At 64.4% G+C, this 25,979-nt stretch carries 20 protein-coding genes, 1 tRNA gene and 1 pseudogene; 19 read left to right on the forward strand and 3 right to left on the reverse strand.

All coding sequences use genetic code 11. The annotated features are described in order from the left end of the window. The first annotated feature begins 8 nt into the window (after positions 1–8). From THSYN_RS26225 to THSYN_RS26240, 4 genes are all read left to right on the forward strand, one after another. Positions 9–2,081 carry a carbon starvation CstA family protein gene (locus THSYN_RS26225; protein WP_100921723.1) on the forward strand — a complete coding sequence of 691 codons (2,073 nt, stop codon included), beginning with the start codon at positions 9–11 and terminating at the stop codon, positions 2,079–2,081. Then, positions 2,074–2,439, forward strand: a complete 366-nt coding sequence (locus tag THSYN_RS26230; protein WP_100921724.1) for a YbdD/YjiX family protein — start codon at positions 2,074–2,076, stop codon at positions 2,437–2,439. The genes THSYN_RS26225 and THSYN_RS26230 overlap by 8 nt, the downstream gene beginning before the upstream one ends. A gap of 485 nt (positions 2,440–2,924) precedes the next feature. Further along, the gene (locus tag THSYN_RS26235; RefSeq protein WP_100921725.1) at positions 2,925–3,239 is read left to right on the forward strand and encodes a hypothetical protein; all 315 of its coding nucleotides are present in this window, start codon (positions 2,925–2,927) and stop codon (positions 3,237–3,239) included. An 84-nt stretch (positions 3,240–3,323) separates the two neighbouring features. After that, on the forward strand, positions 3,324–4,334 hold the full coding sequence (locus THSYN_RS26240; RefSeq protein WP_100917404.1) for an IS1 family transposase: 1,011 nt from the start codon (positions 3,324–3,326) through the stop codon (positions 4,332–4,334). A 648-nt stretch (positions 4,335–4,982) separates the two neighbouring features. On the opposite strand, the gene uvrB is transcribed toward THSYN_RS26240, so the two are convergent. Next, the gene (gene uvrB, locus THSYN_RS26245) at positions 4,983–6,992 is read right to left on the reverse strand and encodes an excinuclease ABC subunit UvrB (protein ID WP_100921726.1); all 2,010 of its coding nucleotides are present in this window, start codon (positions 6,990–6,992) and stop codon (positions 4,983–4,985) included. A gap of 370 nt (positions 6,993–7,362) precedes the next feature. On the opposite strand from uvrB, the gene THSYN_RS26250 reads away from it, so the two are divergent. From THSYN_RS26250 to THSYN_RS26325, 15 genes and pseudogenes are all read left to right on the forward strand, one after another. Next, a tRNA-Pro gene (locus tag THSYN_RS26250) sits at positions 7,363–7,439 on the forward strand. 138 nt (positions 7,440–7,577) lie between these two features. Beyond that, positions 7,578–8,699: a bifunctional 3,4-dihydroxy-2-butanone-4-phosphate synthase/GTP cyclohydrolase II gene (ribBA, locus tag THSYN_RS26255; protein WP_100921727.1), complete on the forward strand. Its 1,122-nt coding sequence runs from the start codon at positions 7,578–7,580 to the stop codon at positions 8,697–8,699. Positions 8,700–8,896: 197 nt separating this feature from the next. Continuing rightward, complete coding sequence (ribH, locus tag THSYN_RS26260) at positions 8,897–9,367, forward strand: 6,7-dimethyl-8-ribityllumazine synthase (RefSeq protein WP_100921728.1); 471 nt, start codon at positions 8,897–8,899, stop codon at positions 9,365–9,367. A 7-nt stretch (positions 9,368–9,374) separates the two neighbouring features. Continuing rightward, complete coding sequence (gene nusB, locus THSYN_RS26265; protein WP_100921729.1) at positions 9,375–9,890, forward strand: transcription antitermination factor NusB; 516 nt, start codon at positions 9,375–9,377, stop codon at positions 9,888–9,890. Positions 9,891–10,300: 410 nt separating this feature from the next. Continuing rightward, entirely contained in the window at positions 10,301–12,520 is a 2,220-nt protein-coding gene (gene ppk1, locus THSYN_RS26270; RefSeq protein ID WP_100921730.1) for a polyphosphate kinase 1, read from the forward strand. Positions 12,521–12,661: 141 nt separating this feature from the next. Further along, positions 12,662–13,336 carry a Slp family lipoprotein gene (locus tag THSYN_RS26275; protein ID WP_100921731.1) on the forward strand — a complete coding sequence of 225 codons (675 nt, stop codon included), beginning with the start codon at positions 12,662–12,664 and terminating at the stop codon, positions 13,334–13,336. A gap of 198 nt (positions 13,337–13,534) precedes the next feature. After that, entirely contained in the window at positions 13,535–14,104 is a 570-nt protein-coding gene (locus THSYN_RS26280; RefSeq protein ID WP_100921732.1) for a Slp family lipoprotein, read from the forward strand. A 259-nt stretch (positions 14,105–14,363) separates the two neighbouring features. Next, positions 14,364–14,651 (forward strand): co-chaperone GroES, encoded by a 288-nt coding sequence (locus tag THSYN_RS26285; RefSeq protein WP_100921733.1) that lies wholly within the window; start codon positions 14,364–14,366, stop codon positions 14,649–14,651. A gap of 58 nt (positions 14,652–14,709) precedes the next feature. Next, entirely contained in the window at positions 14,710–16,371 is a 1,662-nt protein-coding gene (groL, locus tag THSYN_RS26290) for a chaperonin GroEL (protein ID WP_100921734.1), read from the forward strand. 295 nt (positions 16,372–16,666) lie between these two features. Next, positions 16,667–16,858, forward strand: a complete 192-nt coding sequence (locus tag THSYN_RS26295; protein ID WP_100921735.1) for a hypothetical protein — start codon at positions 16,667–16,669, stop codon at positions 16,856–16,858. Continuing rightward, positions 16,845–17,468: a zeta toxin family protein gene (locus tag THSYN_RS26300; protein WP_100921736.1), complete on the forward strand. Its 624-nt coding sequence runs from the start codon at positions 16,845–16,847 to the stop codon at positions 17,466–17,468. Before THSYN_RS26295 ends, THSYN_RS26300 begins: the two co-directional genes overlap by 14 nt. A gap of 59 nt (positions 17,469–17,527) precedes the next feature. After that, a pseudogene (locus tag THSYN_RS37455) lies at positions 17,528–18,418 on the forward strand (HD domain-containing protein); the annotation flags it as partial. A 39-nt stretch (positions 18,419–18,457) separates the two neighbouring features. Beyond that, positions 18,458–20,158 (forward strand): ATP-binding protein, encoded by a 1,701-nt coding sequence (locus tag THSYN_RS26310; protein WP_418219949.1) that lies wholly within the window; start codon positions 18,458–18,460, stop codon positions 20,156–20,158. A gap of 307 nt (positions 20,159–20,465) precedes the next feature. Beyond that, positions 20,466–20,723, forward strand: coding sequence for a UPF0175 family protein (locus THSYN_RS26320; RefSeq protein WP_100921740.1), 258 nt, complete (start codon positions 20,466–20,468; stop codon positions 20,721–20,723). A gap of 101 nt (positions 20,724–20,824) precedes the next feature. Continuing rightward, positions 20,825–21,997, forward strand: coding sequence for an ATP-binding protein (locus THSYN_RS26325; RefSeq protein WP_100921741.1), 1,173 nt, complete (start codon positions 20,825–20,827; stop codon positions 21,995–21,997). A gap of 252 nt (positions 21,998–22,249) precedes the next feature. Here the strand turns inward: THSYN_RS26325 and THSYN_RS26330 are convergent, their stop codons facing one another. Together THSYN_RS26330 and THSYN_RS26335 are read right to left on the reverse strand one after the other, a co-directional pair. Then, positions 22,250–23,212, reverse strand: coding sequence for an MBL fold metallo-hydrolase (locus THSYN_RS26330; RefSeq protein ID WP_100921742.1), 963 nt, complete (start codon positions 23,210–23,212; stop codon positions 22,250–22,252). A gap of 183 nt (positions 23,213–23,395) precedes the next feature. Next, the gene (locus tag THSYN_RS26335; protein WP_100921743.1) at positions 23,396–25,894 is read right to left on the reverse strand and encodes a PAS domain-containing hybrid sensor histidine kinase/response regulator; all 2,499 of its coding nucleotides are present in this window, start codon (positions 25,892–25,894) and stop codon (positions 23,396–23,398) included. Positions 25,895–25,979: the final 85 nt, after the last annotated feature.

A 25,979-nucleotide genomic window follows, 5' to 3' on the forward strand; every position in this document is an offset into this window, starting at 1 on the left:
AGAGTGATGTGAAGTCGAATGATGTAAAGTCGAAAGTCATCTGGCTGGTCGTGGCCCTGGTGGGGGCCGGCGCCTTTGCCATCCTCGCCCTGAGCCGCGGCGAGCCCGTCAATGCCGCCTGGCTGGTGCTGGCGGCGGTGTCCTGCTACGCGATCGCCTACCGGTTCTACAGCAAGTTCATCGCCGAACGGGTGTTCGAGCTGGACGATCGCCGGCTGACCCCGGCCGAGCGCCGCAACGACGGTCTGGACTATGTCCCGACCAACAAGTATGTCGTCTTCGGTCACCACTTCGCCGCCATCGCCGGGGCCGGCCCCCTGGTCGGCCCGATCCTGGCGGCACAGATGGGCTTCCTGCCCGGCACCATCTGGATCCTGGTGGGGGTGGTGCTGGCCGGGGCGGTACAGGACTTTCTCGTCCTCTTCATCTCGCTGCGGCGCGACGGGCGGTCACTCGGTGAGATGGCCAAGGAAGAACTGGGTCCCACCATCGGGACCATCGTCATGCTCGGAACCCTCGCGGTGATGATCATCATCCTCTCAGCCCTGGCGCTCATCGTCGTCAAGGCCCTGACCGCGAGCCCCTGGGGCACCTTCACCATCGCGGCGACCATCCCGATCGCGCTCTTCATGGGCATCTACATGCGCTTCATCCGCCCGGGGCGCATCGCCGAGATCTCGGTCATCGGGTTCGTCCTGATGATGGCCGCGATCGTCTATGGCGGGGACATCGCCCAGGATGCCTATTGGGGACCCTTCTTCACCCTCACCGGTCCGCAGTTGACGCTCGCGCTGGTCACCTACGGCTTCGTCGCCTCGGTGCTGCCGGTCTGGCTGCTGCTGGCACCGCGCGACTACCTCTCCACCTTCCTCAAGCTGGGCGTCATCGTGGGGCTTGCGATCGGCATCCTGATCGCCCTGCCCGAACTGAAGATGCCTTCCGTCACGCGCTTCATCGACGGCACCGGCCCGGTGTTTTCCGGCGCACTGTTCCCCTTCCTGTTCATCACCATCGCCTGCGGCGCCTGTTCGGGCTTCCATGCACTGGTGGCCTCCGGTACCACGCCGAAACTGGTGGAGCGCGAGAGCCAGGCCCGCCTCATCGGCTATGGCGGCATGCTCGGCGAGTCGCTGGTGGCGATCATGGCGCTCATCTGCGCCTCGGTCCTGGACCCCGGTGTCTATTTCGCGATGAACTCGCCGGCCGCCCTGATCGGCACCACGGTGGAATCGGCCTCCCAGGCGATCAACAACTGGGGCTTCGTGATCACGCCGGAGGCCCTGACGCAGATTGCCAAGGACGTGGGTGAGACCAGCATCCTGTCGCGCGCCGGCGGGGCCCCGACCTTCGCCGTGGGCATGGCGGTGATCGTCACCGATCTCTTCAACAGCAAGGCGATGATGGCCTTCTGGTATCACTTCGCGATCCTGTTCGAGGCCCTGTTCATCCTCACCGCGGTCGATGCCGGCACCCGTGCCTGCCGCTTCATGGTGCAGGACCTGGCCGGCATCCTGATCCCCAGCCTGGAGCGCACGCGCAGCCTGGCGGGCAACCTGATCGGCACCAGCGTGGCGGTCGCGGGCTGGGGTTGGTTCGTCTATCAGGGGGTGACCGACCCGCTCGGCGGCATCAATTCGCTGTGGCCGCTGTTCGGCATCGGCAATCAGATGCTGGCCGGGATGGCACTGATCATCGGCACCGTGGTGCTGTTCAAGATGAAAAAGGGGCGCTATGCCTGGGTGACCCTGGTGCCGACGACCTGGCTGCTGGTCACCACCATGACCGCCGGCTACCAGAAGATCTTCAGCAACGATTGGCACATCGGCTTCCTCGCCCTGGCCCGCCGCTTCACCGAGGCCGCGGCCGAGGGCAAGGTACTGGCACCGGCCAAGTCCCTGGAGGAAATGGCCCGTGTCGCCTTCAACAACCAGGTCAATGCGGCGATGTGCGCTTTCTTCATGATCGTTGCGATCACACTCGCCATCGCCGCCGTCGGGGCCATCCGCCGGGCGCTCGCCAGCCCCACCCCGACCGCCAGGGAAACCCCCGTGGTCTACCGCGAGGGGGTCGCTTATGCCTGACCTGACCGACCTGACCGGGCCCGACCGACAAAGCGCGGCGCCGTCCCTGGACGACGCCTACGCCCGCTACGCGGCCGGGCTCCGCGCGCGCGACCCGCGGTCCGTACCAATGTCGGAGGCACAGTTCGAGCGCTACAGCCTGGGCTCGAGTTGGCTGACCGGCCTCAAAGAGGTGGCGAAGCGGGTCGTGCAGACCTGCCGTCTGGTGGTCGGCATCCACGACTATGAGTATTACCTGGACCACATGCGCTCGCGCCATCCGCAAGTCACCCCGCTGACCCGCGAGGCCTTCTACCGCTACTGCCTGGAGGCGCGGTACCCGAGCGCGGAGCGCAGCGGCGGGCGGTGCCCCTGCTGACTGGATTGCGCCACGCGGATGGCGCCGGCCGCCGGGCGGGGCAAGAGGCCCCGCCCGGCATTGCAAGACCGGAAGATCGAGGCTTTACCGTGAAAGTCGCGCAGCGACGCTGTGGGAGCGGCTTCAGCCGCGACGGGCCGCGTGGGGAACGCGGCATCGGAGGTTCAGCGCCTGGACGGTCTCAACCGGCCGTTTCGAGCCCTGGCCCCGTCATGCGTCGGCCTGCGGCATGTGCCGGTTCGATCTTGCCCGAACGACGATTGCGGGCCGGCCGGAGGCTAGGGTGTTCAATCTGACCTAAAAAGGCGCCGAAAAGTCGATGCAAGAAGCGTGTTGCCTGGAAGGCCCGGCGGTCGGTTCTGTGCTTGGGGGAGTACGATGACGCGTGCGACACTTTCTCATGCCAAGCCGTTGACAAACGACGAACGCTTGATCAGTCTACTGGCGCGGTGATCTGACCGCCTTGCCGGAGCACGCACGACGTGATGAATGCATTCAAGAGCCCAGCGAGCCGTCTGGCCAACCTGTTCCAGCGATCACGTGATGCCTGGAAGGCGAAAGCGTTGGAGCGGCAGCAGCGCCTGCGGGCCGCGGAGGTCAAGATTCGGGATCTGGAGCACAGCCGCGCGCAGTGGAAGGCGCGTGCGCTAAAGGCGGAGCGTGCGCGAACGGGAGCCGAAGAGGCCGCGGCGCCGGCGGATGACGAACCAGCGGATGAGCCACCACACCTTGCGCTGTCCCCGCCGGTCGGCCATCACTATTCGGTCATGGTCATGCAGTTAGGCACTGGTTCAGTTTAATTCCTGTTTACAAGACATTGAAATATATGTAATATATCTAGTTCGGCGCGGGTTTCCGTCACTTTTTGAATAAGTGAGAACTTCTTGAACGGACAATGGACATGCCCTCATTGCAATTCACAGAATTGTCGGCATCACAAGACGTATCAAACCGGTCATAACGGTACGCGTTTGCTGTGGCGATGTCAAAGTTGCAATAGGCTCTTTTCCGAGACCAAAGCCACCCTTATCGAGGGGCTCAGGAAACCGACCAGCTTCATCATTCAAGTGCTCAAAACGCGCACTGAGGGGATCGGCTTGAACGCCGCCTGCCGGGCCTTCGCGATTGCGAAGAATACGTTGCTCCTATGGGAGCGTCGCCTGGCCGATTGCAAGGATGTGCTGGTCATATATGCCCTGACGCACACCTTTATTGAGCAACTGATCGAAGGTGATGAGCTTTATACGAAAGTGAATAGGAATGTCCCCCCGGAGGATTGTGAAGGCTGGACGATCGTACTGATGGAAAGGGCAAGTCGATTTATCTGGGCGCTTCAGTGCGGGAAAAAGGATCGCAGCCTATTTTCATATGCCATACAAATACTTAGAGATGTCATCCTGCGTACTGGCGATGTCACTCTAGTCACCGACGGGGAACGTCGGTATGGCAATCTCCTGTTTGAAATTTGCCACGAAGTATTGCGAACCGGAAAACGCGGCCGCCCACCGAAAGTGCTTCGTCGCGGTGTGAAGGTGCGCCTTAAGAATAAAGGGAAAGGAACTGATAGAACGGGGCACTCGCGTCCCAAATACGAAACCCCTCATCCGGAGCATCCAGAAACCGATCAAGATGTGACGCCAGCCGATATTCATGCTAATCATTTGGAAGCATCGAACGCTTCATTTCGGCGAAAGAATTCTGCTTATCGCCGCCGAACGAATACGTACGCGAAGAGCATTTCTGGTTTGCAAAGAACATTGGATATGTTGTGGATTGTCCATAACTTTATTCGCAGCCACTTCACGACAAAACAGGTTCCTGCGGTGGCTCTGGGGATTCTCCAGCAGGGACTCTCGTGGGATGAGGTCCTTAGAGTTCGACAGCCCAGGTTATAAAAATACTACAAAAACATAAGGATAAGGAAGAACCAAACTGAACCAGTGCCGAAAAATTGCAACCGCTCGAAAAGCATCTCGCCTGACGTTCATAGCGCCATTCGGGGCCTTACCTGCAAGTCCATCGCGGCGTTGCGATTTGCTGCCGGGATGGACCGCACTGGGGTGCGGCGCCCCCAGAGTCGCGGCGCTTTGCGCCGCATGGATCAGTGACAGGAACAATGGCCTTGATCATGGTTCCGGCCGACGGCCACCTTCTGGAGTCCAAGGCTTCAGCCTTGGCAAAGACCTCGCGTGCGCGCGACTCACGCAGGAGTTGCAGCAACACCGCCGCCAGCGGGTCGGGGGCGGCGGCGGTCAGGCCCAGGGTTCGCAATGCCTGTACCACCGGGTCCACCGCCACCGTCGCGGGGACGGCATCGCTGAGCCGCAGGTCCAACAGGGTCTGGTCATTGGCGGGAGGCGCCGCGGCGGGCAGCGGTAACAGCGGGTCAGTCTATGGAAAGGCATCCGGCCAACGGCTCGCACCATTCCAGTATCCAAAATCGGCGAATGCCCTCGCAAGGCGTTCCAGAACGTTCAAGGGTGGAGGATACCGGGGGCCCTGTCGAATGCGCAAGCTTCGCGATGACCACGGCACCCACCCCGTCACACCGCCAACCCTTTTCCCTGCAACTCCTTGATCCGATCCCGCACCGCCGCCGCCTTCTCGAACTCCAGGTCCTTGGCGTAGCCGTACATCTCCTTTTCCAGGGCCTTGATTTTTTTCGCCATCTGCACCGGTGTGAGGTTGGCGTACTCGGCGATCTCCTCGGCCACCCGGGCATAGGCGCGGGCCGAGCGGGGGGCGCCGGGGGTGGAGCCTTCCAGGATGTCGGCGACGGACTTTTGGATGCTCTGGGGGGTGATGTCGTGGGCCAGGTTGAAGGCGGTCTGTTTGGTTCGGCGGCGCTCGGTCTCGCCCATCGCGCGCTCCATAGAGCCGGTGATGCGATCCGCGTAAAGGATCGCCTTGCCGTTGATGTTGCGGGCGGCACGGCCGATGGTCTGGATTAATGATCCCTCGGAGCGCAGGAAGCCCTCCTTGTCCGCATCGAGGATGGCGACCAGCGATACCTCCGGCATATCGAGCCCCTCGCGCAGGAGGTTGATGCCGACCAGCACGTCGAATTCGCCCAGGCGCAGGTCGCGGATAATCTCGACCCGCTCCACGGTGTCGATGTCCGAATGCAGATAGCGGACCTTGACCCCGTGCTCATTGAGATATTCGGTCAGGTCCTCGGCCATGCGCTTGGTGAGTGTCGTGACCAGCACCCGCTCGTGGACGGCGGCCCGCAGGGTGATCTCGGAGAGCAGGTCATCGACCTGGGACAGGGCCGGGCGGACCTCCAGGTCCGGGTCCACCAGGCCGGTGGGGCGCACCACCTGTTCCACCACGGCGCCGCCGGAGTGGTCGAGCTCATACTGGCGCGGGGTGGCGGAGACATAGATGGTCTGGGGCTGGCGCGCCTGGAATTCCTCGAAGCGCATGGGGCGGTTGTCCAGGGCCGAGGGGAGCCGGAAGCCGTAGTCGACCAGGTTCTCCTTGCGCGAGCGGTCGCCGCGATACATGCCGCCGAGCTGGGGGACCGTGACATGACTCTCGTCGATGACCACGATGGCATTGGCCGGCAGATAGTCATAGAGGGTCGGCGGGGGCTCGCCGGGGCCGCGGCCGGAGAGATAGCGGCTGTAGTTTTCGATTCCGGAGCAATAGCCGACCTCCATCATCATCTCCATGTCGAAGATGGTCCGCTGTTCCAGTCGCTGCGCCTCCACCAGCTTGTCGTTGTCGCGCAGCCAGATCAGGCGGTCCTTCAGTTCCACCTTGATCTCGTCCACGGCATTGAGGATGGTCTCGCGCGGGGTGGCGTAATGGGTCTTGGGGAAGACGGTATAGCGCGGTACGCGACGCAGGACCTCACCGGTGAGTGGGTCGAAGACCGACAGGGCCTCGATCTCGTCGTCGAACAGCTCGATCCGGATCGCCTCCTCGTCGGATTCCGCCGGGTGTATGTCGATCACATCCCCGCGCACCCGGTAGGTGCCGCGGGCCAGCTCGATCTCATTGCGGCGGTATTGCAGGTCCGCCAGGCGCCGCAGCAGGGCGCGCTGGTCGATCACATCGCCGCGCGTCAGGTGCAGGACCATCCTGAGATAGGCATCCGGGTCGCCCAGGCCGTAGATGCTCGAGACACTCGCCACGATGATGACGTCCGGGCGCTCCAACAGGGCCTTGGTCGCCGACAGGCGCATCTGTTCGATATGTTCGTTGATCGATGAGTCCTTTTCGATATAGGTGTCGGAGGCCGGGATATAGGCCTCGGGCTGGTAATAGTCGTAATAGGAGACGAAGTATTCCACCGCGTTGTGCGGGAAAAAGTCGCGCATCTCGCCATAGAGCTGGGCCGCGAGGGTCTTGTTCGGCGCCAGGATCAGGGCCGGGCGCTGGACCTGCGCAATGACGTTGGCGATGGTGAAGGTCTTGCCGGAACCGGTGACGCCGAGCAGGGTCTGGGCCGCCTCCCCGTCGTTGAGACCCTCGACCAGGCGGCGGATCGCCTCCGGCTGGTCACCGGCGGGGGCGAACTGGGCGACCAACTGGAAGGGTTTGGACATCGGGGGACCTCGGGTTGGCCGGGTGGGGCCGGCGCGCGTTGCGTGTCTCTTAAAGATAATCCCTGAAAAAGCAGTTTAGCCGCAAATGAACGCAAATGGACGCAAATAATCAGTGACTTGGCCTTTACTGCACGTTCACCGTCCGGGTGACACCCACGACGATGCTAACCAGCAGATTTATTTGCGCTTATTTGCGTTCATTTGCGGCCAAATACTCTTTTTAGGACAAGTCGGAGTCGCGGCGTCCGACCCAATGCCCGGGAACCGACCCGGCCGCGTGACCGCGGACCGGGACTGGGAGAAATCCGTGTCCGGGGGCCGCTTGCACGTTGACACCGGGCCCCGCGACACGTAACCTTGTCGATCTTTCCGGGGCGTAGCGCAGCCTGGTAGCGCACCTGAATGGGGTTCAGGTGGTCGGAGGTTCAAATCCTCTCGCCCCGACCAAGTGTGACTGGGGCGGTAACGGAGCCATCTGTTACCGCCCTTTTCCGTTTTGACCTCCCGGACACCCTGCCGCGGCGCACGGACCGCGTGTGTCGGCAGCCCCGGCCCCCTCCCTCGACTTTTCCGGCAGTCCCGCCCATGTCCCTGAACAGCAGCGAAGAAATCATCGAGGACCTGCGCGCCGGACGCATGGTCGTCATCATGGACGACGAGGATCGGGAGAACGAGGGTGACCTCCTGCTCGCCGCCGATTGCGTAACGGCCGAGGCGGTCAACTTCATGGCCCGCTTCGGGCGCGGTCTGATCTGTCTCACCCTGACCCAGGAGCGGTGCGAGCGACTGCGCCTGCCGCTCATGGTGAGCGACAACCAGACCCCCTACAACACCGCCTTTACCGTCTCCATCGAGGCGGCCGAGGGTGTCAGCACCGGCATCTCCGCGGCCGACCGCGCCGTCACCATCCGGGCCGCGGTGGCGTCGGACGCCAGTCCCACCGACCTGGTCCAGCCGGGGCACATCTTCCCGGTGATGGCCCAGCCGGGCGGGGTGCTGGTACGCGCCGGTCACACCGAGGCCGGCTGCGACCTGGCCCGCCTGGCCGGCTTTGAGCCCGCCGCGGTCATCGTCGAGATCTTAAACGATGACGGCAGCATGGCGCGCCGCCCGGACCTGGAGGCGTTCGCCGCGACCCACGGGATCAAGATCGGTACCATCGCCGACCTGATCCACTATCGGGTGCGCCACGAAAAGTCGGTTTCCCGGGTCTGCGAGTGCGAACTGCCCACCGAGTACGGGACCTTCCGGGTGCTGGCCTTCCGCGACAACATCGACAACGAGATGCACCTGGCCCTCACCATGGGCGAGATCGACCCCGAGCGGCCGACCCTGGTCCGGGTGCACCTGCAAAACACACTGTGCGATCTGTTCGGCACCCGTCACCCCGGCTGCGGCTGGCCCCTACAGTCGGTCATGGCGCAGATTGCGCAGACCGGCCAGGGCGTCATCGTCATCCTGCGCAACCGCGACGGCGCCCTGGATCTCCTGGCCCGTCTGCGCACACTCCAGACGCACGACGGCCCCGACCCGCTGCCGGCGCGGCGTCCGAAGGACCGCAGCGAACTGCGTACCTATGGCATCGGCGCCCAGATCCTGGCCGATCTCGGGGTGCGCAAGATGCGGGTCATGAGCGCGCCCAAGGCGATGCACGGCATCTCCGGATTCGACCTGGAGGTCGTGGAATACGTCGGCGGCGAGCGTTAGATCGTATTGCCGCAAATGAACGCGAATAGACGCAAATGTTCTTAGGCGTATCCTGGCAGTGCCGGGGTTTGCACTTCGGTGCGGCACTGAGTCGCCGTCAGCCACTGGACCATTTGCGCTCATTTGCGTTTATTTGCGGGTAAATCCTCTTCGCGGTGATAACAGACACTGTCAGCGCTCTTCGGGAGTCCCGGACCATGACCATCAAGACCATCGAGGGCGTCCTGCGCGCCGACCAGGCCCGTTTCTGTCTGGTGGTAGCGCGGTGGAATGCCTTTATCGTGGAGCACCTGGAGAAGGGCGCACTGGATGCCCTGCTGCGCCACGGGGTGGCGGAGTCCGACCTCACCATCGTGCGGGTACCGGGGGCCTTCGAGATGCCGGTGGCGATCGAGCGTATCGCCAGGAAGGGCGGCTATGACGCCATCATCGCCCTGGGCGCGGTGATCCGCGGCGGCACCCCGCATTTCGAGTATGTGGCGGGCGAATGCGTCAAGGGCATGGCGCATGTCAGCCTCAAGTACGGACTGCCGGTCGCCTTCGGGGTCCTCACGGTCGACAGCATCGAGCAGGCCGTCGAGCGCGCCGGCACCAAGGCCGGCAACAAGGGGGCGGAGGCCGCCCTGTCCGCCCTGGAGATGGTCGACCTGCTGCGGCAGTTGGGCTGAGGCCGCCATGGCCAAGCCCCCCAGCGACCGGGTCGGCGTCAGCCCCCGTACCCAGGCCCGGCGCTACGCCGCCCTGGCCCTCTACCAGTGGCACCTGACCCGGGAGGACCCGGCCACCATCCGCGCGCACATGCTCAATGACCCGGAATGGCTGGACGCCCTCACCAACTCGCTCTGCGGGGCCGAGGAAGACGCCGTCGTCGACCCCAAGAACCGCTTCAAGTTCAACCTGGAACTCTTCGACGGCCTGATGAAGGGCGTGCCCGCCGAGGTCGCTGCGCTCGACGCGGCGCTGGACGGCGTGCTCGACCGCCCCCTCACCCAGGTCGACCCGGTGGAACTCGCCATCCTGCGCATCGGTGCCTACGAGATCCTCTTCTCCCCCGCGATCCCCGCCGGTGTCGCCATCAACGAGGCGGTCGAACTCACCAAGCTCCTGGGTGCCCACGAGGGCCATCGCTATGTCAACGGCGTACTCGACAAGCTCGCGCGCCGGGCCGCGGCACGCAGTGCCGGGGTCTGATCTCCGGACAGGTTCAGTTTTCCACCCCCGCGTTTGCGCGCCCCTGGCCGGTGCCGGTTTGTCGGCCTTGTTCCAGCGTACCAGCCACCCCGCTCAGAGCGAGGTAGATGGTCCGCGCAGCGGACCCTACGGGTGGGGTCGATGAGCTTGGCTGATTCGCTCCACGGGACTCCGGCGCCCGCCGGCTAAAGCCTCGACCTCCGGTTGGGGGCGCATCCACCAACCGGAGGTCGAGGCTTCAGCCGGACCCGAGCCCAGGGCCCCTCGCCCGCGCCTGCCCGGGCGCGACGCCCGTCCGGCAGGATCACTGCTCTCCAAAATTGCCATAATTCCATCATCGCCCGCCCCCGGCCGTTGCTAGAATGCGGCGGACACCAGCCCCGTTCACTCACCGCGACAGGGAGCCCTCCATGAGCGCCAGTAATCTCCAGCCGATCCCAGACGACGACGAGGACCTCGAGCCCCTGCCGGAGGCAGCGCCGACCCTAGACGAGGTGCGCCTCGACGACCCGGCGCTCTATCTCAACCGGGAACTGACCTGGCTCGCCTTCAACGCGCGCGTGCTGCACGAGGCGGACGACCCGCGCAACTTGCTCCTGGAGCGGGTGAAATTCCTGGCGATCGTCAGCAACAACCTCGATGAGTTCTTCATGAAGCGCATCGGCGGGCTCAAGCAACAGATCGGCGCCGGGGTGCACACCGCGAGCGTCGATGGGCGCACCCCCAGCGAACAGCTTCGGGTCTGTCAGACGCGGGTGCGCGAGATGCATGTGGAGCAGAAGCGCATCTTCGATGCGCTGATGGTGCTGCTGGCCGGGCGCGGCATCGGTATCGTCAAGGTGAACGACCTGACACCGGATGCCCAGGGGCGTCTGCGCGAGTACTTCCGCGCCAACATCTTCCCGATGCTGACCCCGCTGGCGATGGACCCGGCCCACCCCTTCCCCTTCATCTCCAACCTGGCCCTGAACCTGCTGGTGACCCTGCGCTACCCGGGCGGCAACGAGTCCTATATGGCGCGGATCAAGGTGCCGGTGAGCCGGGATGTGTCCAAGCGACTGATCCCGCTCGACGGCGGGACCACCTTCGTGACCCTGGAGGATCTGATCGGCGCCAACCTGGACATGCTCTTCCCAGGCATGGCGATCGAGTCCGCGGAGCTGTTCCGCGTCACCCGCAATGCCATCGTGGAAGCGGACATCGAGGCCGCCAATGACCTGCTGGAGATGATCGAGACGGAGCTGCGCGAGCGCCACTTCGCCCCCATCGTGCGGCTCGAGGTCCAGGAAGGCATCGACCCGGTCCACCGCGGTATGTTGGCGGCGGAACTGGGCCTCAATGAGGAGCAGGACGTCGTCGAGGTCAAAGGGATGATGCAGTTGCGCGATCTGTTCGAGATCACGGGGCTCGACTTCCCGGATCTGAAGGACGCGCCCCACCGGCCGGTGGACCACCCGCTGCTCGCCAATGACCGGCGTAATATCTTCCATATCATCCGTGAAAACGGACCTATCCTGCTCCAACACCCCTATCAGCCCTTCAGCACCACGGTGGAGCGCTTTCTGCGCACGGCCGCCGAGGACCCCAAGGTGCTGGCGATCAAGATGACCCTCTATCGCACCTCGGCCGGGGCCATCCTGGATTCACTGATCGAGGCCGCCCGCAACGGCAAGCAGGTGGCGGTGCTGGTGGAGCTGCAGGCACGCTTCGACGAGGCGGCCAATATCGGCTGGGCGCGGCGCCTGGAGGCCGAGGGTATCCATGTCAATTACGGGGTGCTGGGGCTCAAGACCCATAGCAAGCTGATCTTCGTGGTCCGCCGGGACTATTCGCAACTGCGCCGCTATTACCATATCGGCACCGGCAACTATCACCCGGGCACCGCCAAGCTCTATACGGATCTCGGGATGCTGGGCTGCGACGAGGGCATCGGCCAGGACCTGACTGAACTCTTCAATTACCTGACCGGCTATTCACCGCCGCCCAGCTATCGCAAGATCCTGGCCGCCCCCTATAACCTGAAGCGCGGGATCATCGAGAAGATCAATCGCGAGATCGAGCATCAGCGGCGCGACGGCTCCGGGCAAATTCAGATGAAGATGAATGCCCTGGAGGACGTGGAGATCACCCGCGCACTCTACCGCGCGACCCGCGCCGGGGTGCGGGTGGATCTCATCATCCGCGACACCTGCCGGCTGCGCCCCGGGCTGCCCGGGATCAGCGAGAGCGCCCGGGTGATCAGCATCGTCGGGCGCTTCCTGGAACACGGGCGCATCATGTATTTCAGGAACGGCGGCGACGAGGAGTATTTCATCGGCTCGGCGGACATGATGGGCCGCAACCTGGACAGTCGGGTCGAGGTCCACGCCCCGGTGGAGAACCCGGAACTGCGCCAGGAACTGCGCCTCATCCTGGACGTGCAGTTCGGGGACCAGCGCTCCGCCTGGGAGATGGACGCCGCGGGTACCTACACCCAGCGCGTCTCGACCGACGACAAGGCCAAGGGCGCCCAGGAGACCCTGATGGCGGTCGCCGAGAAGCGCCTGGCCGCCGCCGGCAAGCACAAGGAAAAGAAGATCCGGTCCCGGCTGCTGAGCCACTTCCAGTGGCGGCTGCGGGGGAAGGACTAGGCCGAGGCCGTGCCGTGAAGGTTGCGCAGCAACGCTGTGGGAGCGGCCTGCGGCCGCGACGGGGCCTCGCAAACTGCCCCGGCGTCGCAGCTTGCCGCGGCGTCGCGTCGCGGCTGAAGCCGCTCCCACCAGGGCCGAGCCATGCCTGACGCCGATCCGGGCAAGTCCCAGTCCCCGGGGCGCGCCCTGGCCCGCACGCTCGCGGCCACCCTGCTCACCGCCCTGGGCGCCTGCACCTCACAGATCCCCGGGGCCATCCGCGAGGCCCCCGCCAAGGCCGTGGAGGTCGCCCAGGCACAGCAGGACCCGGCCCGGCTGATGGGTCAACGGGTACGCTGGGGCGGGACCATCATCGCGGTCACCAACCTGCCCACGGCCACCGAGGTCGAGATGCTGGCCCGGCGCCTGGACGCCGACGGCGAACCGCAGACCCAAGGCGAGGGGATGGGGCGTTTCATCGCCCAGGTGGCGGGTTTTCTGGACCCGGCGCAATATGAGAAGGACCGGGCGCTGACGGTGGTCGGGACCCTCGCGGGGGTGCAGACCAGGCCGGTGGGGGACTACCCTTATGCCTATCCGGTGGTCAGGGTCGAGACCAGGTATCTGTGGCCCAAGGGGCCGCCGCCGGGGGCCTATGGTCCCTATGGCTACCCCGGATACGGCTATCCGGGCTGGTATGGCCCCTGGGGTCCCGGCATTGGCCCCTGGTTCGGTCCCGGGTGGGGCGGCTACGCCCCTTACCGCGGGCACGGACCGGTGCCAAGGCCGGGGCGGGGACCTTGGCCGGGGCCGAGGTCAGGCCGCTGGCGCCGTTGAACCTGGAAAAGATGATTTGGCCGCAAATGAACGCAAAGAAACGCAAATAAATCTCGGAGTTGCGATGATCGCACGCTACTCGCAGCCGGTGAACGGGCAGCACCGGCCAGGTTCTTGTTTATTTGCGTTCTTTTGCGTTCATTTGCGGCCAAACTGCTCTTTCCGGGTTGAAACCGCGTGCCAAGTGCAGGAGTCCCGATGAAATCACACACTGTTGGTGTCAGCTTTACCCTGGCCCTACTGGCCGCGCTCGGCCTGCCCGGGTGCGCGACGACCGACTGCGTCGGCGCCGTCGGCAACCCCGCGCTGACGCCGGCCCAGGTCGGCGCCACCCGGGGGCACACGGGCGAGCTCGCGCGCTGGGGCGGCACCCTGGTGGAGGCGCTCAACCTCGCCGATCGGACTGAGCTGACGGTCATCGCCTACCCGCTGGAGCGCTGCGGCGCGCCGCGGCTCGGGCAAGAACCCATCGGCCGCTTCGTCGCCGTGGCCCCCGGCTACCTGGAGACCGCGGACTACCGCCCCGGTCGCACCGTCACCGCCACCGGCCTGATCACCGGCATCCGCGAGGGCCAGGTCGGGGCCGCCCCCTATCCGCTCCCGCTGCTCGCCAAGGCCCGGGTCAGGCTGTGGCCGACCCTGGACGCGGCGGGCCCCGGGTCCGGCGACGGCCTCGGCCGCGTGCGCCCCTGGATCGGCATCGGCATCGGCGGCGGGAGCGGCGGCTGGTATGGCGGCGGGGGCGGCGGTATCGGTATCCAGTTTTAGCAGGCTTCGGAACCGCGGAACCGAAGGACACAACACGCATCCGACCTCACCGCATGATTGCGTGCTCCCTGCCCCACTGCCGCCGGAAAGCGTATTAACTTGTAAGTATAGTTGTTAATAAAGGAACTCTGACGCGAAAAAACAGCGCGGGGGCTTGACGCCCGCGAAATCTGCCGTAAATTACTAGCACTCGTTATAGCCGAGTGCTAACACTCTTTCCGTTTCCGGGCTCCGGGCCCGCATCAGGAGCAAAAAATACATGAATATCAAACCGCTGAACGACCGTGTCGTGGTCCGTCGTCGGGATGAGGAGCGCACCTCCCCGGGCGGCATCGTGATCCCCGACTCCGCGACCGAGAAGCCGATCCAGGGCGAAGTGCTCGCCGTCGGCAAGGGCAAGCGCCTGGACAACGGCGAACTGCGCCCCCTGGATCTGAAGGTCGGCGACCGCGTCCTGTTCGGCAAGTATTCGGGCACCGAGGTCAAGGTCGGCGGCGAGGAGGTCCTGGTGATGCGCGAAGACGACATCATGGGCGTCATCGAGTAACCGGCGCCCCGCCCCGTCCGACGCTTCCCCTACGACAGTTTATTGAGGTTATAAGGCAATGAGTGCAAAAGAACTCCATTTCGGCGACGAGGCCCGCGCCCGCATCCTGCACGGCGTCAACGTCCTGGCCAACGCGGTCAAGGTGACGCTCGGTCCCAAGGGCCGCAACGTGGTGCTGGAGAAGTCCTACGGCGCCCCGACCGTGACTAAGGACGGCGTGTCCGTCGCCAAGGAGATCGAACTCAAGGACAAGTTCGAGAACATGGGCGCCCAGATGGTCAAGCAGGTCGCCTCCAAGACCAGTGACGTGGCCGGCGACGGCACCACCACCGCCACCGTGCTGGCCCAGGCCATGGTCCGCGAGGGCCTGAAGGCGGTCGCCGCCGGCCTGAACCCGATGGATCTCAAGCGCGGCATCGACCAGGCGGTCGAGGCGGCCGTGGCCGAACTCAAGGCCATCTCCAAGCCCTGTTCGGACAACAAGGAGATCGCCCAGGTGGGCACCATCTCCGCCAACTCAGACGACTCCATCGGCAACATCATCGCCGAGGCCATGGGCAAGGTCGGCAAGGAGGGCGTCATCACCGTCGAGGAGGGCAAGTCACTCAACAACGAACTCGACGTCGTCGAGGGCATGCAGTTCGACCGCGGCTACCTCTCCCCCTATTTCATCAACAAGCAGGAGACCCAGAAGGCGGAACTGGAAGAGCCCTACATCCTGCTGCACGACAAGAAGATCTCCAACATCCGCGAGCTGCTCCCGGTCCTGGAGGCGGTCGCCAAGTCCGGCAAGCCGCTCCTGATCGTCGCCGAGGACGTTGAGGGCGAGGCCCTGGCGACGCTGGTGGTCAACAGCCTGCGCGGCATCATCAAGGTCTGCGCGGTCAAGGCCCCGGGCTTCGGCGACCGGCGCAAGGCCATGCTGCAGGACATCGCCATCCTGACCGGCGCCACCGTCATCGCCGAAGAGGTCGGCCTGTCACTGGAGAAGGCGAGCCTGGCCGAACTGGGCACCGCCCGCAAGGTCCAGGTCAGCAAGGAAGAGACCACCATCATCGACGGCGCCGGCTCCGAGAACGACATCAAGGCGCGCTGCGAACAGATCCGCAGCCAGGTCGAGGAGACCACCTCCGACTATGACAAGGAGAAGCTCCAGGAGCGTCTGGCCAAGCTCGCCGGCGGTGTGGCCCTGATCAAGGTCGGCGCCGCCACCGAGATGGAGATGAAGGAGAAGAAGGCGCGCGTCGAGGACGCCCTGCACGCCACCCGTGCGGCCGTCGAAGAAGGGGTGGTCCCCGGCGGCGGTGTCGCCCTGGTGCGCGCGCTCAACAAGATCAGCGGCCTCAAGGGTGCCAACAAGGACCAGGACGTGGGCATCACCATTGCCCGGCGCGCCATGGAAGAGCCCCTGCGCCAGATCGTCGCCAACGCCGGTGACGAGCCGTCCGTGGTGCTGAACAAGGTCGCCTCCGGCACCGGCAACTTCGGCTTCAACGCCGCCAACGGCGAGTATGGCGACATGATCGCCATGGGCATCCTGGACCCCACCAAGGTCGCCCGCTATGCCCTGCAGAACGCGGCCTCCATCGCCGGCCTCATGATCACCACCGAGGCCATGGTGGCGGACCTGCCCAAGGATGAGAAGCCGATGGGCGGCGGTGGCGGCGGCGGCATGGGTGGGATGGGCGGTATGGGTGGGATGGGCGATATGGACTACTGATCGCCTGGGCTTTCCTGTCAGCCTGGAAGAGCCCCGCTTCGGCGGGGCTTTTTTTTGGGCATTCAGGGGGTTGAATACGGCTTCGTTCAGCGGTGCCCGGTCCGCACAGCGGACCCTACGCCCCGCGCCCGTAGGGTCCGCTGTGCGGACCAGCGATCTCCCGTTCAGCAGGATGGTCGGCGTCATGATCAAGGCCCTGACTGCCATGCTCGACACCCCGTCACCCGGCACCTGACTCATCGGGTTACACTTCGCCAACCCGCCCCTGCCGACGCGACTCAGCCTGGACCCGACCATGGACCCCGCACACTTCGACCTCAACGACATCGAGCACGAGCCGACTGACGAACAACTGGCGGCCCTGATGGAGTCGGTTGCCGAGGAGGCACGCCGTCGCGGCGACCTGGCCCGTCGCATCTCAATGGAGCGTTTACAGGCGGCGCTCGACGCTGCAATGCCTTGCTCCGCAACCCATGAGCGAGTCTGAAAAACCAAGGCTTATCGTGGTCGCCGGCCCCAACGGGGCGGGCAAGACGTCAGTCACCGAGCAACTGCTGCGCCATGAGTGGATGGGCGGCTGCGAGTATGTCAATCCCGACTTCATCGCCCGCGACGAGTTCGGCGACTGGAACGCGCCTGACCCGGTCCTCAAGGCCGCCCGCCGCGCTGCCGAGATCCGCGAAACCTGCCTGACCCAAGGGCGTAGCCTTGCGTTCGAGACGGTACTGTCCATGCCGGACAAGTTGGATTTCATCCGCCGGGCGCGTGATCGCGGCTTCTTCGTCCGTCTGTTCTTCGTCGGCACCGATGACCCCTCGATCAACGCCAAGCGTGTCGCGCTGCGGGTCATGCAGGGCGGTCACGATGTCCCGATCAGCAAGATCATCGACCGGTACGCACGCTCGCTGGCCAACTGCCGAACCGCCGCGCGCCTGGTAGATCGCGCTTACGTTTATGACAACTCGATTGAGAATATCAGCGCCAGGCTCGTCTTTCGCACCACGGATGGCAGCTTGGCGAAGACCTACGGGACTATCAATCCTTGGGCACACGCAATCCTCGCCAAGATTGATCGGGGCTTTGCCGAAAGCGCCTGATGGGCACCGATTATTTCGTTGGTCAGCTAATAGATACGCGACTCGCTTCCGGACCAAAGATGCCAATACCAGAATCGTTCCAAGATACCCATCTTTGGCGTTCGACGATTGCGCAGCGCCCAGGCGGCGCCGACGAGTCTGCGCGTGATAAATTGCGCGTAAGCTTCCTCGATCTTCGCGATCGAACAGCGAGTCTGGTCACGCGAATATCGGCCGATATCCCGGGCCTGACTGTGCACGATATTTCCCATTTGGACGCACTCTGGGAGACCGCCAGCCTGATTGCAGGCGACGAATTTGAACTATCACCGGCCGAAGGCTATGTGCTCGGTGGCGCCATCCTGCTCCACGATGCCGCTATGACGCTCGCGGCGTTCCCCGGCGGACTGACCGACCTCGGAAAAACGGATGAATGGCGCGATGCGATTGCATTGATCCTGGGCGGACGGCAGGACGAGCCCGTAGCGGTCGCCGATATCGAGAACCCAGCCGGAGATGTCATCGCGGAGGCCGTCCCCATCGTCTTGCGCGCCTTGCACGCCAAGCAGGCGGAGCAGTTGCCGATCACCGCGTAGCCCGGCCCCGACCACCCTGCCACACCCGAATTTCTGATCCAGGACTCAGATCTGCGCGGCTACTACGGCAGGCTGATCGGCAAGATTGCGGCGAGCCATTGGTGGAACGTCGCAGGTCTGAGCGCCCTGCCGCCGGTATGCAATGCGGGACCGGGGCTCCCGGCATCCTGGCGGGTCGACCCGCAGAGGATCGCCTGCCTGCTTCGCGTTGCCGACGCCGCGCATATCGATCATCGACGAGCCCCCCGCTGGCTGCGAACCCTGATACGCCCTGCGGGAGAGTCCGCGAAGCATTGGGCCTTCCAGCAGCGGCTGGGTAAGCCATCTCGGGAAAGCGACGCACTCGTCTACACCGGCAGTGAGTTTCCGGTGCATGAGTCCGACGCCTGGTGGCTTTGCTTCGATACCATCCAAATGATTGACCAGGAATTGCGTGGGGTGGATGCCTTTCTAGAGGAAACCGGTCGGCCCCGCTTCAAGGCACACCATGTCAAGGCTGCCGAATCGTCGGCAAGGTTGGCCCGCTACATCGAAACCGCCGGCTGGAGGCCGGTCGATACCCGTCTGCGGGTGACCGACGTGGCTGCACTCGTGGAGAGACTTGGTGGAAAACGTCTGTATGGGGACGATCCTCGAGTCGCCTTGCGGGAATTGATCCAGAACGCCGCGGACGCTATCCGGGCGCGTCGTTGCGTACCCGGAATCAGCGCGGATTTCGGCGTTATCACCGTCGCCTTGCGGGACAGGTCCGACGGTATCTGGCTCGAGGTCCAGGACAACGGGGTCGGTATGAGTACGAGTGTGCTGACTGGTACTTTGCTCGACTTCGGTGCATCTCTTTGGCGGAGCAGCGCCATGCAGCAAGAGCATCCCGGCCTGGTCGGCCGGGGGCTGAACGCCTCGGGCCGCTTCGGGATCGGTTTCTTTTCGATCTTTATTCTGGGCGAGCACGTCAAGGTGACGAGTCGTCGCTATGCGGCGGCCCTCATCGACACGCGCACGCTGGAATTCCGACACGGACTCGCCTCCCGGCCTGTCCTGCGCGACCCTAGCAATGATGAGGGCTTGGTTGATTGCCGGACCAGGGTCTCCGTGCGCCTACTAAAGGCGCCGGATGAAAAGGGCGGACTGCTCCATCGAGAAATGCTTATCGGCAAGCCGATCTTGACGGCATTGCCGGCCCTGGTCGCATCCCTTTGTCCTGCCTTGGACGTACGCATCGATATTGTCGATCGCTCTGAGTCAATGCATGGCGTGGTCGAGGCAAGCGACTGGCGAGTCCTGCCGGGCAAGCAATTCTTGACGCGCATCATGGTGGCAGATTTGTCGTGGCTCCCGAGACCGTCGGTTGCGATCGGGGATAATCTGCGGGATCTTCAAAGCCCCGATGGAACACAGTATGGACGCGCCTGCATTCATCCGACTGCAAGGGCAGCCAGCGCTGGGGTGGTCACAATCGGTGGGTTGCGCGCCACAGGGTTGGGCTATATCGGCGGCGTGCTTTTCGGAGGCGAACCGGAAACGGTAGTGCGCAACGCCGCACTGCCCGCGGTTCCGTCCTCCGTGCTCAGCGCGTGGGCAACGGAGCAAGCGCAACTGTTACCGGAATCGGCTCTCTCTCCGCGGTTCTGCGTACGTGGCGCCTGTGTAGTGTTATCCCTTGGGGGCGATCCGTGTAACCTGTCAATTGCACTTATGGGAGATGAAGGTAAGAATCGAACAGAATTGCTTGAGCTTCTTGTTGAGGTCGACACGGTTCGCGTGTTCAAGGGTCTAAGCGTTTCATACGACGACAGCAGGGATGAAATGAAAGAAGGCTTATTCGATGACGCTTTTGTGGCTGATTCCGACTTAGTTTTTCTTGAGGTGAAATATCCCGATATACTGACCGTCGGCAGCCAAAAGTGGCCTCAATGCATGCCTGGGTATTCGTCCATTCCTGGCCCGCGAACGCCTTTCGATGCCTTTTACGCATTGGTTCAAGAGGCATGGGGAAACGAATTCGATCAAGAGGCAGAAGAATGCCGGGTGGGTGAGGTCGACGGCTTCTACGAAATCACGCGTGAGGTGATCCTGTTTAAGCGGTCGGCGCCCTCGACTGATTACCCTGCGTAGGGTTCGCCGGGCCTTGATCATAACTCCGGCTGGAGGCGCTCGGTCCGCACAGCGGACCCTACGGTAAGCCCGCGCTCCGTAGGGTCCGCTGTGCGGACCGACGGCCTCGCGGTGAGCCCGGTGGCCGGAATTATGACCAAGGCGAGGGCGAAATAGCCGCTCGCCCGTCGCTCGGTGGTGATCATATAGGTTCTGGCCCCGCCGCTGTGTTGACCCCGCAGGGCGCGCTGCCTGAGCCAAGCGTCGAGCGCGGCCTGCCCGGAATCGAAAGGTGACAAACCAACCCCGGGCCGGGAGGTCCAGACCTATGACCCAAATCGTGCTGAATTTCGACACCGGCGCCATGTCGGCCCTACGCAAAGGGCCCGGTCAGTTGGCCGCGGAGGTCAAAACCGCCGCGGTGGTGCGATGGTATGCCGAGGGGCGTATCTCCCAGGGCAAAGCCGCCGAGATCCTCGGTATCAGTCGCGCGCGGTTCCTCGACGAACTGTATCGTCGCCGGGTGCCTGCTGTGCAAACCGATATCGAAGAACTGCGGGAGGAGTTGGCCTGCCTGACCGGATGATCGTCAACGCGTCGCCAGCGCCGAACCGTCCCTGACGGGTGCTGAACCCCGCCGCCCATTCAGCTATCATTGCAATCTTTCCACGCCATGGAAAGATTGCAATGATACTTCCCCGTCTCGCCGAGTCTGTCGTACGCGCCGCGCTCGACCGCCAGGCCGCCGTCGCGCTGATCGGGCCGCGCCAGGTGGGCAAAACGACGCTCGCCAGGAGCATCGGTGACGAGCGCGGCGCGCTGTATCTCGACCTGGAGTCCCGGGAGGACCGGGACAAACTGGCGAGCCCGCGCCTCTACCTGGAGCGCCTGGCGGACCGACTGGTCATCCTGGACGAGATCCACCGGATGCCGGAGATCTTCGAGAGCCTGCGTGGAATCATCGACGAGGGGCGACGCAGTGGCCGTGGGACGGGGCGCTTCCTGATCCTGGGGTCGGCGTCCATCGACCTGCTGCGCCAGTCGGGCGAGAGTCTGGCGGGGCGCATCGCCTACGTGGACCTGGCACCGCTGACCGCGCTCGAGGTCGCACCCGGACGCGCGGACCTGGAGCGCCTATGGCTGCGCGGCGGTTTCCCGAACCACTTCCTGGCCATCGACGACGCTGTCAGCCTCGCCCTGCGCAAGGATTTCATCCGTACCTACCTGGAGCGCGACGTCCCCCTGTTCGGCCCGCGCCTCCCCGCGGCGACCCTGGAGCGGCTCTGGACCATGTTGGCGCACCGCCAGGGCGGGTTGCTCAACGCGTCCGAACTGGGCCGTGCCCTGGCCGTCAGCACCCAGACCGTCACCCGCTACATCGACCTCCTGGTTGATCTGCTCCTGGTGCGGCGCCTGCGGCCCTACCACACCAACCTGGGCAAGCGCTTGGTCAAGTCGCCCAAGGTCTATGTCCGCGACAGCGGCCTGGTCCATGCCCTGCTGGACATCGTCGACCTGGATCGCCTGGCGGGGCACCCGGTCGTCGGGACAAGCTGGGAGGGCTTCGTGATCGAAACACTGTGTGCCCTGCTCCCGGACCGCACCCAGCCCCTGTTCTACCGCACCGCCGCCGGTGCCGAGATCGACCTGCTGCTGGAGCGCCCGGACGGCCGCCTGTGGGCGATCGAGATCAAGCGTGCCCTGACGGCCAAGCCCCGCCGCGGCTTTTATGTCGCCTGCGAGGACCTCAAGCCGGCGCGGGCCTTTGTCGTCTACGCCGGCGAGGAGCGCTATCCGGTCGCCGAGGGCGTCGAGGCGATTGGGGTGCGGGAGATGGCGGCATTGGTGGCGGCCGCCTAGTACCCGGTTTCAGCTGATCGCGCGTATCGACCCCAACGGGGTCGCACATACCAGCCCAGGGCAACGCCCTGGGTATGGGTTATCCGCGGAGCTTAGCCCTGAAAGGGCGTGACATAACGGCATGGCTCCTTACGTCACGCCCTTTCAGGGCCAGGCCGAATAAACAATGCTATCCCAGGGCGTTGCCCTGGGCTGGTATGTCGCGCCCCTTCGGGGCCAAACCGGTCAATTAGCGAACGCTTGTTGCGCCGCCTATAGCTCCAGCACCTCCCCGTTACCCAGAAACAGATCGGTCTTGGAGCCATGTTCGGCCTTGCCCCGGACCACCGGGAGGCCGGCGGCAATCATCTTCTCGACCGCCAGCGCGCCGGTGCAGTGATTGCAGCCGAAGTGCGCGATGCCATAGTCTGCCAGGGCGGCGATCACCTGGTCCTTTTCCGCATTCCAGTCGTCGAAGGGCGCGATATGCAGCCCGCCATAGACCGCATAGAGACGGTCGCCGCCGACAAAGGTGCGGCGGGCGTAATCGAGCAGGTTCAGCACCCCGCCATGACCGCAGCCGGTGACCATCGCCAGGCCCTTGTCCGCGATGTCGAAGTACAGCACATTCTCGCCCTCGACCTGCAAGAGCGTCTGCATCGGAAACTGCACCAGCGCGCAGCCGGGGAAGAGCGTCAGCGGCTGCTGGGGCGGCACCGTGATGAGCGGGCCGGTATGTCCGTACCGTTTGATCAGGTCCAGCCCCTCGGGATGAAAACCGGCGGGGATGTAGATCGGCAGCGACGGGCAGAGCTTCAGGGTGACGCCGATGCCCCAGAAATGATCGAAGTGTTCGTGACTGATGACGAGACAGTCGATCGCGCCCTGCGCCAACAGCCGGTCCACCCCCTCCTCGGCGAAGCGGCGCTGCATCCAGGCGGGATTCCACCCGGTATCGAACAGGACCCGGTGCAGTGCGCCATCCGCGGTTTCCGCCTCGATCAGGGCCGCGGCCCCGGCGGCGTTGTCGGCGTGCAGTTGCGCAAACGGCGGCCAGGGCACTTGATACTGATTGGCGCCCTGGCCGCCGGCCGCCGCGATATCCGCCAACAGGGTCGGCGTGTCGAGCCAGCCCACCTCAGAGATACACAGAATTCTCAGGTGCCTGAGGGTGCCGATTGAAAACGGTTGAGCCGACGGTGCCGACGCGAGGGTGCTTGGTTTCAGGTCTTGCATGGGAGACTCCGGTTTGGCTGACGGGTGCAACATAACGAGGGTTCACAACCGGCGGCAGGATGGGCGAGCGGCAGCGAAATCAACCGAACGCCGCGCCGGTGTTGGTGGACTGCGCTGCGCTTGTCCAACCTAAGAGTTTAGCTGACGGCGGCAGCGTAACGAGGACGCTCGGGCATCGCCCTCTCAGGCCGCGGTTCGCTCCAACCACTTCAGCAAGGTCGCGAACAGCGACTCCGGCGCGAGTGGTTTGGAGATGAAGTCGTTCATCCCGGCCTGGAAACAGCGTGCCTGGTCTTCGGCGAACACATTGGCGGTCACGGCCAGGATCGGCACCGCGGTGCAGTTGGGAAAGCGGCGAATCCGCCGGGTCGCCTCCAATCCATCCAGGTTGGGCATCTGCATGTCCATCAGGATCAGGTCATAATCATTACGGTGGGCCAGTTCCACGGCCTGCACGCCATCCTCGGCCAGTTCGACCAGCAGCCCCAGATCGCAGAGCAGCGACCGTGCCACCTCACGATTGACGGGCTCGTCTTCGGCCAGCAGTAGCCGGCGGCCGCTGAAGTTCCGGCTCAATAAGGCCTCGGCGGCGTCCGGCGTCAAGGGGGACGCCGCGGCAAGCGCGTTCGCACCCTTCTTCAGTCGCGCCGTGAACCAGAAGGTGCTGCCCAGGCCCAAGGTACTGATCACCCCGGCCTCGCCCCCCATCAACCGGGCCAGCCGCTTGGTGATGGCGAGCCCCAACCCGGTACCGCCGTACTTGCGGGTGATCGAGGTATCGCCTTGCTCGAAGGCGCAAAAGAGCTTGGGCAGGCTCGCCGGGGCGATGCCAATGCCCCGATCATGCACCTCGAAGCGCAACAGCACGCTGTCGGGGTCTTCGTCGCTGGTGAGGGCGCGCAGCCTGATGGTGTCGGTGTCGCTGGCGGGATCGGTGTCGGTGAACTTGATCGCGTTGGCGGCATAGTTGAGCAGCGCCTGTTGGAGCAGGGTGGCATCGCCCAGCAGCGGCTGGGGTGGCGCCTGAATGTCGATGGCGAATTTGAGTCCCTTGGCCCGCGCACGCTCCGCCATGAGTGCTGCGACAGTGGCCACGAGGCTGCCGACATCGACCGCTGCCTCATTGACGGCGAACTTGCCGGCCTCGATCTTGGACAGGTCCAGCACGGCATTGACGATGTCCAGCAGGTGGCGCCCGGCGACCTCGACCCGGTCGAGCCGCTCCGCTTGCTGGGGGGTGACCCCGGAGCGTTTGATCAGATAGGCCAACCCGGTAATAGCATTGAGCGGGGTGCGGATCTCATGCGACATGTTGGCGAGGAAGGCACTCTTGGCGATATTGGCCGCTTCGGCCGCCTCCTTGGCGATTACCAATTGCCGGGTACGCTCCTCCACAAGGTCTTCCAGGTGCTGGCGGTAGCGCTCCAGTTCATCGCTCGCCGCCCGCTGTTCGGTGATGTCGACGCAATAACCGATATACCCGAGAAAGGTCCCCTGACTGTCATAGCGCGGATTGCCGTCGTCGCGCAGCCAACGCCAGGAACCGTCGACATGACGCACCCGATAGTCCATGCTGAAGGGTTGGCGGCGAGCGAATGCGGCGGCATACAGCGGACCACACCGCTCCAGGTCCCGCGGATGTATGCCGTCGGTCCAGCCGTGGCCGCGCGCCTGCTCCGGCGATTGCCCGGTAAACCGTATCCAGGGCTCGTTGACATAGTTGCAGTGGTTGTTCACGTCCGAGGTCCGGATCAGCGTCGAACCGCTGTTGGCCAGGGTGCGGTAATGCTGTTCGCTCTCGCGCAGCGCCTCTTCCACCAAGAGCCGCTCCAATTCACCCGCCGCACGGATCGCCACCTGCTTCAGGATGTTTTCAACGAGTGGTCGGTTGGTCAGCGGCGCCCTCCCGATCAGCGCGATCAGGCCGATCGGTGCCCCGGCATGGTTCCAGAGCGTGGCGCCGATGTAACTCTCCGCCCCCAAGTCCTGGAGCACCTGGTCACGCGGGAAGCATTCGCACACGCGGGCCGGGAAGCAACAGACCTGCCGGCCCACGACCGCTCCGCATGGCGTGTCCTTCAGGGCGTAGGTCACATTGTCCTCGAAGTGCCCATCGCACCAGACGGCAAGGGTGCGCGCGTTCAATCCATCGCCTTCGAGACGATCGATGCAGACATAGAACAGGCCCAGGTTTGCCGCCAGAAAGCGTGCCAGGGCATGAAAGAATGACGGCTCCAGCACCGCGCTGGCGCTCTGGGCCAGGAAGGCCTGCATGGCCTCGGCCTGTTTGCGCTCGGTGATGTCCTGCGCCAGACCGACGTAGCGGCCGATCCGCCCGTCGGCGTCGACGACCGGGAAACCACGATCCCAGATCCAGCGGATGGAACCATCCGGCCGCAGGATCCGGTATTCATGATCGAACGCGACCGACTGTTCCTTCTTGGTCAGTTCCGCCAGAAAGGCGTCACGGTCGTCGGGGTGAATGGAAGCGATGAAGGAGCGTGGGTTCGCATAGAGTTCGGCCACCGGGCGCTGCCAAATGCGCTCGTAGGCCGGACTGACATAGAAGGTCCGCTTGGTGGCCACGTCCGCCATCCAGAAGACCTCGGTGATCGTGTCGGTCACCAACCGGAAATAGTCCCCGGGGTCCTCCGCCGGGACCGGGGACACATCGCTGCGCATGGACACCTCCGCGGGCTGGACTCGACCCGACAGGGTAAAGGAAAAGGGCCTGGCCCGCCGGCTGAGCCATCTTCTCTATTGGCTT

Origin of the sequence: Candidatus Thiodictyon syntrophicum (assembly GCF_002813775.1) — a bacterium.
GTDB lineage: Bacteria > Pseudomonadota > Gammaproteobacteria > Chromatiales > Chromatiaceae > Thiodictyon > Thiodictyon syntrophicum.

Excerpts from the sequence above, each read along its gene's own strand:
- THSYN_RS26320 (WP_100921740.1), top strand. The coding sequence starts at position 20,466 with ATGACCCAAATCGTGCTGAATTTCGACACCGGCGCCATGTCGGCCCTA.
- ribBA (WP_100921727.1), top strand. The coding sequence starts at position 7,578 with ATGTCCCTGAACAGCAGCGAAGAAATCATCGAGGACCTGCGCGCCGGA.
- THSYN_RS26300 (WP_100921736.1), top strand. The coding sequence starts at position 16,845 with ATGAGCGAGTCTGAAAAACCAAGGCTTATCGTGGTCGCCGGCCCCAAC.
- THSYN_RS26330 (WP_100921742.1), bottom strand. The coding sequence starts at position 23,212 with ATGCAAGACCTGAAACCAAGCACCCTCGCGTCGGCACCGTCGGCTCAA.
- THSYN_RS26295 (WP_100921735.1), top strand. The coding sequence starts at position 16,667 with ATGGACCCCGCACACTTCGACCTCAACGACATCGAGCACGAGCCGACT.
- THSYN_RS26230 (WP_100921724.1), top strand. The coding sequence starts at position 2,074 with ATGCCTGACCTGACCGACCTGACCGGGCCCGACCGACAAAGCGCGGCG.
- THSYN_RS26285 (WP_100921733.1), top strand. The coding sequence starts at position 14,364 with ATGAATATCAAACCGCTGAACGACCGTGTCGTGGTCCGTCGTCGGGAT.
- THSYN_RS26235 (WP_100921725.1), top strand. The coding sequence starts at position 2,925 with ATGAATGCATTCAAGAGCCCAGCGAGCCGTCTGGCCAACCTGTTCCAG.
- groL (WP_100921734.1), top strand. The coding sequence starts at position 14,710 with ATGAGTGCAAAAGAACTCCATTTCGGCGACGAGGCCCGCGCCCGCATC.
- uvrB (WP_100921726.1), bottom strand. The coding sequence starts at position 6,992 with ATGTCCAAACCCTTCCAGTTGGTCGCCCAGTTCGCCCCCGCCGGTGAC.
- ribH (WP_100921728.1), top strand. The coding sequence starts at position 8,897 with ATGACCATCAAGACCATCGAGGGCGTCCTGCGCGCCGACCAGGCCCGT.
- THSYN_RS26310 (WP_418219949.1), top strand. The coding sequence starts at position 18,458 with ATGATTGACCAGGAATTGCGTGGGGTGGATGCCTTTCTAGAGGAAACC.
- THSYN_RS26280 (WP_100921732.1), top strand. The coding sequence starts at position 13,535 with ATGAAATCACACACTGTTGGTGTCAGCTTTACCCTGGCCCTACTGGCC.
- THSYN_RS26335 (WP_100921743.1), bottom strand. The coding sequence starts at position 25,894 with ATGCGCAGCGATGTGTCCCCGGTCCCGGCGGAGGACCCCGGGGACTAT.
- nusB (WP_100921729.1), top strand. The coding sequence starts at position 9,375 with ATGGCCAAGCCCCCCAGCGACCGGGTCGGCGTCAGCCCCCGTACCCAG.
- THSYN_RS26325 (WP_100921741.1), top strand. The coding sequence starts at position 20,825 with ATGATACTTCCCCGTCTCGCCGAGTCTGTCGTACGCGCCGCGCTCGAC.
- THSYN_RS26275 (WP_100921731.1), top strand. The coding sequence starts at position 12,662 with ATGCCTGACGCCGATCCGGGCAAGTCCCAGTCCCCGGGGCGCGCCCTG.
- ppk1 (WP_100921730.1), top strand. The coding sequence starts at position 10,301 with ATGAGCGCCAGTAATCTCCAGCCGATCCCAGACGACGACGAGGACCTC.